This is a genomic window from Burkholderia ubonensis, from assembly GCF_001718695.1.
Lineage (GTDB): Bacteria > Pseudomonadota > Gammaproteobacteria > Burkholderiales > Burkholderiaceae > Burkholderia > Burkholderia ubonensis_B.
This window is the reverse complement of sequence record NZ_CP013422.1, coordinates 668610-680073: the sequence shown is the minus strand read 5'-3', so window position 1 is coordinate 680073 and position 11464 is coordinate 668610. Positions and strand designations below refer to the sequence as shown.

The 11464-nt window shown below is 65.7% G+C and carries 9 protein-coding genes and 1 pseudogene; 5 read left to right on the top strand and 5 right to left on the bottom strand.

Features of this window, described 5'->3' with window-relative positions; all coding sequences use genetic code 11:
- Positions 1–27: 27 nt before the first annotated feature.
- From fdhE to fdnG, 4 genes and pseudogenes are all read right to left on the bottom strand, one after another.
- Positions 28–979, bottom strand: a pseudogene (gene fdhE, locus WJ35_RS22910) (formate dehydrogenase accessory protein FdhE).
- 94 nt (positions 980–1073) lie between these two features.
- Positions 1074–1700, bottom strand: a complete 627-nt coding sequence (locus tag WJ35_RS22905; RefSeq protein ID WP_045564663.1) for a formate dehydrogenase subunit gamma — start codon at positions 1698–1700, stop codon at positions 1074–1076.
- The gene (gene fdxH, locus WJ35_RS22900) at positions 1697–2611 is read right to left on the bottom strand and encodes a formate dehydrogenase subunit beta (RefSeq protein ID WP_010099216.1); all 915 of its coding nucleotides are present in this window, start codon (positions 2609–2611) and stop codon (positions 1697–1699) included. The genes WJ35_RS22905 and fdxH overlap by 4 nt, the downstream gene beginning before the upstream one ends.
- Before the next feature lie 10 nt (positions 2612–2621).
- Positions 2622–5693, bottom strand: coding sequence for a formate dehydrogenase-N subunit alpha (fdnG, locus tag WJ35_RS22895; RefSeq protein ID WP_080436634.1), 3072 nt, complete (start codon positions 5691–5693; stop codon positions 2622–2624).
- A 140-nt stretch (positions 5694–5833) separates the two neighbouring features.
- Here fdnG and WJ35_RS22885 point away from each other — a divergent pair, with 140 nt between their 5' ends.
- The 4 genes from WJ35_RS22885 (at position 5834) to WJ35_RS22875 (ending at position 9147) form a co-directional block, all read left to right on the top strand.
- On the top strand, positions 5834–6766 hold the full coding sequence (locus WJ35_RS22885) for a YihY/virulence factor BrkB family protein (protein ID WP_069240062.1): 933 nt from the start codon (positions 5834–5836) through the stop codon (positions 6764–6766).
- 82 nt (positions 6767–6848) lie between these two features.
- A complete protein-coding gene (locus WJ35_RS31535; protein WP_155121964.1) occupies positions 6849–7079 on the top strand; it encodes a hypothetical protein in 231 nt (76 codons plus the stop codon).
- A gap of 78 nt (positions 7080–7157) precedes the next feature.
- Complete coding sequence (locus WJ35_RS22880; protein WP_069240061.1) at positions 7158–8321, top strand: porin; 1164 nt, start codon at positions 7158–7160, stop codon at positions 8319–8321.
- A 355-nt stretch (positions 8322–8676) separates the two neighbouring features.
- Positions 8677–9147, top strand: a complete 471-nt coding sequence (locus tag WJ35_RS22875; RefSeq protein WP_069240060.1) for a VOC family protein — start codon at positions 8677–8679, stop codon at positions 9145–9147.
- 240 nt (positions 9148–9387) lie between these two features.
- Here the strand turns inward: WJ35_RS22875 and WJ35_RS22870 are convergent, their stop codons facing one another.
- Positions 9388–9831 carry an HU family DNA-binding protein gene (locus WJ35_RS22870; protein ID WP_060233974.1) on the bottom strand — a complete coding sequence of 148 codons (444 nt, stop codon included), beginning with the start codon at positions 9829–9831 and terminating at the stop codon, positions 9388–9390.
- A 280-nt stretch (positions 9832–10111) separates the two neighbouring features.
- Here WJ35_RS22870 and WJ35_RS22865 point away from each other — a divergent pair, with 280 nt between their 5' ends.
- Entirely contained in the window at positions 10112–11230 is a 1119-nt protein-coding gene (locus tag WJ35_RS22865; protein ID WP_069240059.1) for an acyltransferase family protein, read from the top strand.
- Positions 11231–11464 lie beyond the last annotated feature (234 nt).

Sequence of the window (11464 nt, the reverse complement as noted above, 5' to 3'; positions counted from 1 at the left end):
CGCGCGGCGGGCTGCGGTGTCACGCGCTCAGTCTGCTCGGTCGGCGTCCGCTTCGCGCGACACGTCGGGCCACAGCAGCGGGTTCGGCGAACTGCGCTGGTAGCCGGCCTCGTTCATCAGCAGGTCGAGCGTGAGGCTCGCGAGATCGTCCGCGAGCGGCTCGAAGTCGTAGTCCTTGTTCTGGTAGCCGATCTTGCGGTACGTCTTGCATTCGTCGCACGATTCGGCCTTGACGGCTTCGCTGCCGCCCTCGATGCCGTGATACGCGATGCCTTTGGTCGAATCGCAGTGCGAGCACTTGGTGCGCACCATGTGCCATTCGGTCGTGCACAGCCCGCATTGCAGGAACCGGTAGCCTTCGTACTGGCCGCCGACGCGCACGACGCTCGCGACCGGGTGCATGCCGCACACCGGGCACAGCCCCGGCTGGTCGAGGAACGGCACGTCGGCCGGCTTGCGTGCGGCTCGCGAGGTCGGTCCAGACTACCTGCAGCGCGGCCATCAGGAACGGCGCGGTGGCCGGGTCGACTTCGGCGAAGCGCAGCGCGAGGATCGCGTCGGCCTGCGCGTCGAGCTCGGCCGGCGCCATCAGGCGAAGCCGGTCGAGCAGCTTCGCGAGCGGCGGATTGACGAGCCCGGCGCCTTCGACGCGGTCGAGCAGTTCATACAGCACGGCCCGCCATTGCGGATCGCGCTCGCCGCCGAGCGCCGGCACGAGCGGCATCGAATGCTGCTGCGCGCGCGCGATCGCGTCCTGCGACGGCATCTGCGCGGCGAAGTCCTGCAGCACCGCATGCTGCGCGTCCGCGACCACCGCCATCAGCCGCAGGTAGCCGCTGATCGGGTTCAGGTCCGCGAGCTGGCGCAGGCGCGCGGCGCGCGCGGAGAAAACCGTTGCGCGTTCCGGCAGGCGGAAGCGCGGGATCGCCGAATGATCGAGCGCCGAGATTTCATTCGGTTCGAGAATGCGTTGTGTCACGAGAGTGTTGTCCCAAAAAAAACAAGCGCCGACGTATCGGCGCTTCGGCGGTTCCGACGACGGACGGGGCGGCGCGCCACCCCGTCCCGGCGCGCTACTTCACGCTTTCACGGAACCACTTCGGGTGGTGCTTGCGCGCCCAGCCGAGGGTGACCGTGCCGCGCACCATCGCCCCGATCGAGCCCTTGACCCACAGCGCCGCATAGATATGCGTGACGATGCCGACGATCAGCACGAACGCCGCGACGGCATGGACTACCGCCGCGAGCCGGATCACCCCGATCGGGAAGTAGAACGAGAAATACCGCCGCCAGATGACGATGCCGGACAGCAGCAACAGCGCCAGACACGCCACCAACACGAAGAATAGCAGCTTCTGTCCGGCGTTATAGCGGCCGATCTCCGGCAGCTTGTCCTCACGGTTCGCGAGCACGTCGTCGATCTGGCGCAGCCACTGCACGTCGTCCCGGTCGAGCACGTTGTGATGCCAGTAGCGCACCACCATCACCGCGAACGACACGAACATCACGAGGCCGACGAACGGGTGCAGGATCCGCGTCCACTGGCCGCCGCCGAACAGCGCGGTCAGCCAGAACATCGACGGATGGAACAGCGCCAGCCCGGACAGCGCGAGCAGCACGAACGTGAGCGCGGTGATCCAGTGGTTGGTCCGCTCGTTCGCCGTGTAGCGGACGATCAGGTTGGGGTCGTCATGCTTCATTTCACGTCCTCCTTGATGCGTCGCGCCTCGTCGCGGGCGGCGGCTTCCTCTTCGTCGGTCACCTCGTTCGGGCCGACCCGGATGTAGTGGAAGAAGCCCGCGAGCGCCGTCAGCGCGATGCCCGCGACCGCCAGCGGCTTCGCGAAGCCCTTCCACAGTTTCACCATCGGGCTGATCGACGGGTTGTCCGGCAGGCCGTGATACAGCGACGGCTTGTCGGCGTGGTGCAGCACGTACATCACGTGCGTGCCGCCGACGCCCTGCGGATCGTACAGCCCCGCGTGCTCGAAGCCGCGCTCCTTCAGGTCCTCGATCCGCTCGGCCGCGTGCTGCTTCATGTCCTCCTTGGTGCCGAACACGATCGCGCCCGTCGGGCAGGTCTTCACGCAGGCCGGCTCCTGGCCGACCGCGACGCGGTCGGAGCAGAGCGTGCACTTGTACGCGCGATGATCCTTCTTCGAGATCCGCGGGATGTTGAACGGGCAGCCGGTCACGCAATAGCCGCAGCCGATGCAGTTCTCCTCGTGGAAATCGACGATCCCGTTGTTGTACTGCACGATCGCGCCCGGCGACGGACACGCCTTCAGGCAGCCCGGGTCCTCGCAGTGCATGCAGCCGTCCTTGCGGATCAGCCATTCGAGGTTGCCGTCCGGGTTCTCGTATTCGGCGAACCGCATCACCGTCCACGAGTGCTCCGACAGGTCGGCCGGGTTGTCATACACGCCGACGTTGGTGCCGACTTCGTCGCGCAGGTCGTTCCACTCCATGCAGGCCGTCTGGCACGCCTTGCAGCCGATGCACTTCGATACGTCGATCAGTTTCGCGACGCTCCCGGTCACCGGCTCGCGCGCCGTGGGCGGCGGCGTGGTGGTGGCCGAGACGCGCTTGATATCCAGCGATTGCAATGCCATCTCGTTCCCCTTACGCCTTTTCGACCTTCACCAGGAACGACTTGAATTCCGGTGTGTACGAGTTGCCGTCGCCCACGGACGGAGTCAGGGTATTGGCGAGATAGCCGGGCTTCGTCAACCCCTTGAAGCCCCAGTGCAACGGGATGCCGACCGTCTGGACCTTCTTGCCGTCGACCGTCAGCGGCTTGATCCGCTTCGTGACGAGCGCGACCGCGACGATGTGGCCGCGCTTGGACGACACCTTCACGCGATCGCCATGCGCGACGCCGACTTCCTTCGCGAGGTCTTCGCCGATCTCGACGAATTGCTGGGGCTGGATGATCGCGTTCAGCCGCGCATGCTTGGTCCAGTAGTGGAAATGCTCGGTCAGGCGATAGGTCGTCGCGACGTGCGGGAATTCCGCGACCTTGCCGAACGACGCGCGGTCGCCCGGGAACACGCGGGCGGCCGGGTTGTTCAGCGCCTGCGGGTTGTTCGGATGGAACGGGTTCGCGGCAAGCGGCGTCTCGAACGGCTCGTAGTGCTCGGGGAACGGACCTTCGTTCATCCCGGCGCGCGCGAAGAAGCGTGCGACGCCTTCCGGGTTCATGATGAACGGGCCCATGCCGGTCTCGGGCGACTCGTCGGCCTTGTAGTCGGGAATGTCCGGGCCCGACCACGCGCTGCCGTTCCAGCCGACCAGTTTCCGGGTCGGGTCGAACGGCTTGCCGTTGACGTCGCACGATGCGCGGTTGTACAGGATCCGCCGGTTCGCGGGCCATGCCCACGCCCAGCCGAGCGTCTGGCCGATGCCGGTCGGATCCGAGTTGTCGCGCCGTCCCATCTGGTTGCCGGCCTGCGTCCACGACCCGCAGAAGATCCAGCAGCCGCTCGCCGTCGTGCCGTCGTCCTTCAGCTGCGCGAACGCGGCGAGCTGCTCGCCCTTCTTCACGAGCGTCTTGGCCGGATCCTTCGGATCGGGCAGGTCGGCCAGCGCCTTCCCGTTGAACTCCTTCGCGAGCTCTTCGGGCGTCGGGCTTTCCGGGTTCGCGTACGGCCAGGTCAGGTTGACGATCGGGTCGGGGAACTTGCCGCCGTCCTTCTTGTACGCATCGCGCATGCGCTGGAACAGCCCCGACATGATCTCGAGATCGCTGCGCGCCTCGCCCGGCGGCTCCGCGCCCTTCCAGTGCCATTGCAGCACTCGGCTCGAACTGACCAGCGAGCCGTTTTCCTCCGCGAAGCACGTGGTGGGCAAACGGAACACTTCGGTCTGGATCTTCGACGAATCGACGTCGTTGTAGTCGCCGTGGTTCTTCCAGAACTCCGACGTCTCGGTCGCGAGCGGATCCATGATCACGAGCCACTTCAGCTTCGCGAGCCCTGCGGCCGTCTTCACCTTCGAGGGCGCCGCCGCGAGCGGGTTGAAGCCCTGGCAGATATAGCCGTTCATCTTGCCGGCATTCATCAGCTCGATCGTCTGCAGCAGGTCGTACTGCTTGTCGAGCTTCGGCAGGTAGTCGTAGCCCCAGTTGTTCTCGGCGGTCGCCGCATCGCCCCACCACGACTTCATGAAGCTGACGTGAAAGGCCTTGTAGTTCTTCCAGTAGCTGAGCTGGTTCGGCCGCAGCGGCAGTTGCGTGCGCTTCTTGATGTAGCCTTCGAAGTCCTGCTCGGACTGCATCGGCAGCGTCATGTAGCCCGGCAGCAGGTTCGACATCAGGCCGAGGTCGGTCAGCCCCTGGATGTTCGAGTGGCCGCGCAACGCGTTCATCCCGCCGCCGGCGATGCCGATGTTGCCGAGCAGCAGCTGCACCATCGCGCCGGTGCGGATCATCTGCGCGCCGATCGAGTGGTGCGTCCAGCCGAGCGCGTACAGGATCGTGCCGGCGCGGCCGGGCACGGCCGTCGTCGCGAGCATCTCGCAGACCTTCAGGAACTTGTCCTTCGGCGTGCCGCACACCTGCTGGACCATCTCGGGCGTATAGCGCGCGTAGTGCTGCTTCAGCAGGTTGTAGACGCAGCGCGGGTGCGCGAGCGTCGGGTCGACCTTCACGAAGCCGTCGTCGCCGCGCTCGTAGTCCCAGCTCGACTTGTCCGGGTACGCGTGCTTCTCCGCGTCGTAGCCGGAATAGATGCCGTCGTTGAACGCGAAATCCTCGCGCACGATGAACGAGAAGTCCGTGTAGTTCTTCACGTACTCATGCTGGATCTTGTCGTTCGTCAGCAGGTAGTTGATGACGCCGCCCAGGAAGGCGATGTCGGTGCCGGTGCGAATCGGCGCGTAATAGTCCGCCACCGAGGCGGTGCGCGTAAAGCGCGGGTCGACGACGATCAGCCGCGCCTTGCGGTGCGCCTTCGCCTCCGTCACCCACTTGAATCCGCACGGATGGGCCTCGGCTGCATTGCCGCCCATCACGAGAATCACGTCCGCGTTCTTGATGTCGACCCAATGGTTCGTCATCGCTCCACGGCCAAACGTCGGGGCAAGACCTGCCACCGTCGGGCCATGTCAGACACGCGCCTGATTGTCGAACGCGAGCATCCCCGTGCTGCGGATGACCTTGTGCGTCAGGTAGCCGACCTCGTTGCTGCCCGCCGACGCAGCCAGCATGCCGGTCGTCAGCCAGCGGTTGACCTTCGCGCCGTCGTCGGTCGTCTCGACGAAGTTCGCGTCGCGGTCGGCCTTCATCAGCTTCGCGATCCGGTCGAGCGCGTCGCTCCACGAGATGCGCTCCCACTTGTCCGAGCCCGGTGCACGGTATTCCGGATGCATCAGGCGGCTCGGGCTGTGGATGAAGTCGATCAGGCTCGCGCCCTTCGGGCACAGCGTGCCGCGATTGACCGGGTGGTCGGGATCGCCTTCGATGTGGATGATGCTGGACTGCGCATTCTTCGCGCCGTCGCCCAGGCTGTACATCAGGATGCCGCAGCCGACGGAGCAGTATGGACAGGTGTTGCGCGTTTCGACGGTTCGCGCCAGCTTGTACTGACGGACCTCCGCGAGCGCTTCGGTCGGCGAGAAGCCCATGAGGGCAAGACTCGATCCGGCGAGCGACGTGGCGGTCACTTTCAGGAACTGGCGCCGGGACATTTGTAGCATGATGGTCTCGGCTTTATTGTGGGGGGGAATTGAAAGCAATTATAGACAGTTTGCGCAACTATGTTCGAATCCTCGTATCAATAGTGAATTGTCTGTTCTTCACAAATCGCCGGCGCCCCCGCGTCGGCGCCCGACACGCCATGAAACCACGGATTCCGGATCGAGCCACACGCATCGCGCATCACCATGCCCACTGGGCGCTGACCGCCTTCCGGCGCTTCTCGTCCGACCGCTGCACGACGATGGCGGCGAGCATCGCGTTCTACTCCGCGTTCTCGCTCGCGCCGATGCTCGTGATGGTGATCGCGGTGGCCGGCTGGTTCTACGGCGACGACGCCGCGCGCGGCCTGGTGTTCCAGCAGGCACACCAGCTGATCGGCAACGATGCGGCGGCGAGCGTGCAGACCATCGTCCAGAACGCGCACCACAGCGGCAACCGCGGCGGCCTCGCGACGCTGATCTCGTTCGGCGCGCTGGCGCTCGGCGCGTCGGCCACGTTCTCGTCGCTCAGCGCCGCGCTGAGCGTGATCTGGCCGGCGACCGAGAGCCGCTGGTCGAGCGTCCTCGGCCTCGTGCGGGTGCGGCTGATCTCGTTCGGGCTCGTGCTCGGCGTCGCGTTCCTGCTGATCGCGTCGCTCGTGCTCGACACCGCGATCACGTTCGTCGGCACCTGGCTGTGGGGCGATTCGCCCTATATCGCGATCACCGACCTGCTGCAGTTCCTCGTCGGCATCGCGGTCCTCGCGGGCGCGTTCGCCGCGCTGATGAAGTTCCTGCCGGATGCGCGCGTCGCGTGGCGCGACGCCGCGATCGGCGGCACCGTGTCCGCGATCCTCTTTTCCGGCGGCAAGAAACTGTTCGCGCTGTATCTCGCGCATGCCGGCACCGCGAGCGCGTTCGGCGCGGCCGGGTCGTTCGCGGTGCTGCTGATGTGGCTGTACTTCTCCGCCGCCGTGCTGCTGCTCGGCGCGGAGTTCGCGGCGGCGCGCGGCGATGCGCATCGCCGCGGCGACCCGCTGCCCGCTGCATCGGCGCAGCCGCAGCCTCCCGCCAAGCGCGCGCCCGGCAACTGACGCCGTAGCGGCCGCGTGCCATTACGCGAACGCGCAGCGTTTCGCAAGCCCCGCGCCGTCGCCCCTTTCGTGACGCGTTGAGATGCCGTTTGCATCGCGTGCCGCCGCCATCTGCATCGGCAAACGTTTGCACACTTCGATTTCTGTGCACACAACGGCGAAATACGTGCTGTTGCTGCACGGCGCATCAACTGTTGCAACAATCGCAGCGCACAACTTGTCAACTGTTTCAAAAACAGGAACAGTTGTTGATGTGCTTGATATATATGGATTTTTTCGCTCTGTTACCTTTTGGAGACACTTTATTTTTTGAGCTTTCTCGCGCGGATGGCACTGCGCTATTCTGCATCCCGCAACAAATAACGACTCACTCGCGTGGAGAAACTCAACGATGAAGAAACTCGCTCTGTCTACCCTCTCGCTCGCACTGCTGGGTGCTGCCGGCGCTGCACAAGCTCAATCGAGCGTCACGCTGTACGGCGTCATCGACACGTCGATCACCTACATTCACGGTAACGCTGGTCAAGGCAACAATTCGTGGTCGATGGGCAGCGGCAACCTGCAAGGTGCCCGCTGGGGCCTGAAGGGCTCCGAAGACCTGGGCGGCGGCCTGAAGACGATCTTCCAGTTGGAAAACGGCTTCAACTCGACGAACGGCGCACTGGGCCAAGGCCAGCGCATGTTCGGCCGCCAGGCATTCGTCGGCCTGCAGAGCGACCAGTACGGTACGCTGACGCTGGGTCGCCAGTACGACCCGAGCGTCGACCTGGTCCAGGCCGTGACGGCCGACAACTACTTCGGCGCCTACTTCGCAACGCCGGGTGACGTCGACAACAACGACAACAGCATCCGCGTCAACAACGCGATCAAGTACACGTCGCCGGTCTGGGGCGGTCTGCAATTCGAAGGCATGTACGCACTCGGCGGCGTCGCTGGCGCAACCGGCAAGGGCCAGACGTGGGCAGCGGCAGCAGCCTACAACAACGGCCCGCTCGGCGTGGCTGCAGGCTACTTCCACGCAAGCAACGCGTCGGCACTGAATGCGGCTGGCCAGCGCACCGGCTGGGCAGGCACGTCGGACTCGATCTTCGACGGCGATTCGGGCACCACGTTCATCAACAACGCGTTCACGTCGGCGGCGTCGATCGGCATCGCTCAGGTTGCCGCGCAGTACGCGTTCGGCCCGGTGACGTTCGGCGCCGGCTACAGCTTCGCGCAGTACAAGGCAGACGCGAACTCGACGTTCGGTACGAACCAGAAGTACAACACGGGTCGCGGGTTCGTCACGTACCAGGCGTCGGCACCGCTGCTGCTGGGCCTCGGCTACGCGTACACGAAGGCGAGCGGCGACACGGACGCGAAGTACCACCAGGTTTCGCTCGGCGCGGACTACTCGCTGTCGAAGCGCACGGACGTCTACCTGCTTGGTGCCTACCAGCACGCCAGCGGCAAGAACGCGGACGGCACCGATGCGCAAGCAGCGATCGGCTCGTACGGCTTCGCGGGCAAGAGCTCGCAGGAAATCGTCGCACTCGGCCTGCGCCACAAGTTCTAAGAAGTACGTTTCCGGTGTGCATGGCGTCTTCGACGCCATGTCGCCGAACTGCAAAACCAGCCCCGGCTTCGGCCGCGGCTGGTTTTTTTTCGTCCCGTGCGTGGCGGCGCGATGTCGGCCGCCCGATGCGCGTCCAGTGACGGACAGTATCGGCGGCGTTCGACAGCGGCGCTCGGGCCCTCTGTCGCATGCCGGAGCGCATGCCGAACCCGTGCCCGGCACTACGAGTTGCCGGCGTCCGCCCGAACCTGAACCGCGTATGCTGCCAGCTGTCGATTTCGACGTACGTCGTGCGTCGTAACGATGGCGGGAGGCGCATTGCCAGCCTTCCCCGACACCTGACAGGAGACGCTCGATGACGATTCAGAAGATCACGCCTTTTCTCTGGTACGCCACCGAGGCCGAAGAGGCCGCCGCCTTCTATGCGGGCATTTTCCCGAACTCGCGGGTCGTGCGCGTCACCGCGGCACCGGGGACCGCCGGCACGCGGATGGTCGAATTCGAACTGTTCGGGCAGCCGTTCATCGCGATGAGCCATGAGCGCACCGAGCCGTTCAACCACGCGATCTCGCTGATGGTCAATTGTCGCGACCAGGCGGAGCTCGACCGCTACTGGAGCGCGCTGCTCGAAGGCGGCACGGCCGACGGCTGCGGCTGGCTGAGAGACCGCTTCGGCGTGTCGTGGCAGATCGTTCCGGACGATCTCATCGCGATGATGGCCGACCCCGACCCGGTCAAGGCCGCGCGCGTGGCCGGCGCGATGATGCAAATGACGAAGTTCGACGTCGCCGCGTTGCAGGCTGCGTACGCCGGGACCGCGAGCTGACGCCAGCCGCCACGCGCGTGCCGCCGGCTACTGCATGCTGCAGCGCGCCGCGTTCGCCACGTTTGCCGCGTGCGCTGCACGCGTGAGCGCATCGGTCGGCGCGAGCACATCGCGTCGTGCCGCACACGATCGGCCGGGCGGCCGACGCCATCAATGAAAAATCCCCGCACGCTTTCGCGTACGGGGATCGTCGGACGTTGCAACGGTCGCCGGCGTGGACGCGGCGACCGTCACGCTGCATTACGCAGCCGCGTCCTTCAGCTTCTTCAGCGCACGTGCCTTCACGCGCACGCTGGCCGGCTTGGCCGGGAACCAGCGCTCGACGCCCGTGAACGGATCCTTGCCGAAGCGCTTCTTCTTCGCCGGCACGGCTTGCGCCGTGATCTTCAGCAGACCCGGCAGCGTGAACTCGCCTGCGCCCTTCTTGTGGACCGAGCCCAGCACGACGTTCTCGAGTGCGGCCAGCACTGCCTTGACAGCCTTCACTTCGACAGCTGCGCGCTCAGCGATGTGCGCCGCGAGCGATGCCTTCGTGAACTTGTCCTTCAGCGGCGTCGGAGCGGCGGGCGCCTTCGCGACGGCCTTCTTGGCCACTACTTTCTTCGCGGGCGCTGCTTTTTTGGCAGCCACTTTCTTGGCCGGTGCGGCAGCCTTCTTGGCCACCTTTTTTGCGGAAGTCGCCATGTTTCTCCTACCAGGTGTGGTCGTTGGATACACGAAACGCACGACGTGCGCGCTTCAACGCCGGATTCTACAAGCGCGTCGACGCTTCGTGGAGTACTTTTACGCGTTTTCCGCGGGTTTTCTGCAGGTTTTGTTGCGCTCGACCGACTTCGCCGACGTTCGAGCATCGAAAAACGCCTGCACGTATGCGTCGAACGCAGTGCTCGAACGCAGCCGAACGCGAATTACGTTCGATATTTGCGCACCTATACTGGCCTCGCTCAGTGCCCCGGATGCCTTCATGCGCGAAGTCAGACACGTCAAGGGACTCGACGGCCTGCGAGCCATCGCGGTCATCCTCGTCTTCCTGTCCCACAAGGGCCACGTCCTCGCGATCGACGTGGGGAGGCTTGGCGTGTGGACGTTTTTCTACATCAGCGGCTTCCTGATCGTGGGCGAGCTGCACCGCAGCCGCCACGCGATCGAGCGCGGCACGTTGTCGCGCTGCCATGCGCTCAGCCTGTTCCTCGCCAAGCGCGCGCTGCGCATCTTCCCCGTGTATTACCTGCTGCTCGCGTCGCTCGCGATCGCGCATGCGCTGTTCTACCAGCGCGGCGTCGACCTCGGCCTCGCGTGGCACGCCCTGTTCCTGTCGAACCTGTGGATCGGCGTCGTCAAGAACGGCTGGCCCGGCACCACGTCGCATTTCTGGAGTCTCGCCGTCGAGCAGCAGTTCTACCTGATCGCGCCGCTCGCGCTGCTCGCGACGCGGGCGTCGCGGCACATCGCGCTCGGCATCGCGGCGGTCGCGCTCTGCGCGGCCGTGCATCTCGGCCTCTATCTCGCCGATGCGTCGCCGGTGCTGATCTACGCGTTTTCCCCGTGGAATTTCGCGCTGATCGCGCTCGGCGGCATCGGCGCGATGGCGCTCGCGGATCACGGCCGCGGCGTCCTGCGTCGCGTGCCGCCGGGATGGGTCGGCGCGGCGGGCGTCGTGTTCTTTCTCGCGCTGCCCGCGCTCACGCCGCTGCCGGACGTCGTCACGGGGCTCGCGGATCTCGGGCTCTCCGCGTCGCTCGGCGCGCTGCTGCTGTGGATCGTCCGCGAGCCCGACCATCCCGCCGTCGCGCTGCTGGAGTGGCCGCCGCTCGTCTACCTCGGCACGATCAGCTACGGCTTCTACCTGTTCCACAACCTGATCCCCGCGCGCTTCGGCACGATGCCCGCGCTGTTCGCGCGCGTGCCGATGCCCGCGTTCGTGCGCGACGCGCTGCCCGAGCTGCTGCAATTCGGGCTCGCCGTGCTGCTCGCGCATCTTTCCTGGCGCTATCTCGAAAAACGCCTGCTGGACCGCAAGAAGCCGATCGCCGCGATGCTCGCGCGGTACTTCGTGGCGCGGCCGAGCGCGTCTGCGCGCTGACGGAACGGCGGATCTTAGCGACGACGGCGCTATGGCCGGCGACGTTCGCGCGGCGGGTTGGGTGGTTGATTGCGAGCCCGGCTAACGTTGCCGCGATGGATTTGTTGCATACGCGTTCCGTGCCGACGTGCTCGAACCGCCACGCGCATCCAACCGTAAGCGCTGGCCGATGCGGCTCGACGTGCGCGCTTCGATGGGTGCATCGCGAGATGTGCGTCCTGGCATATGCGACCG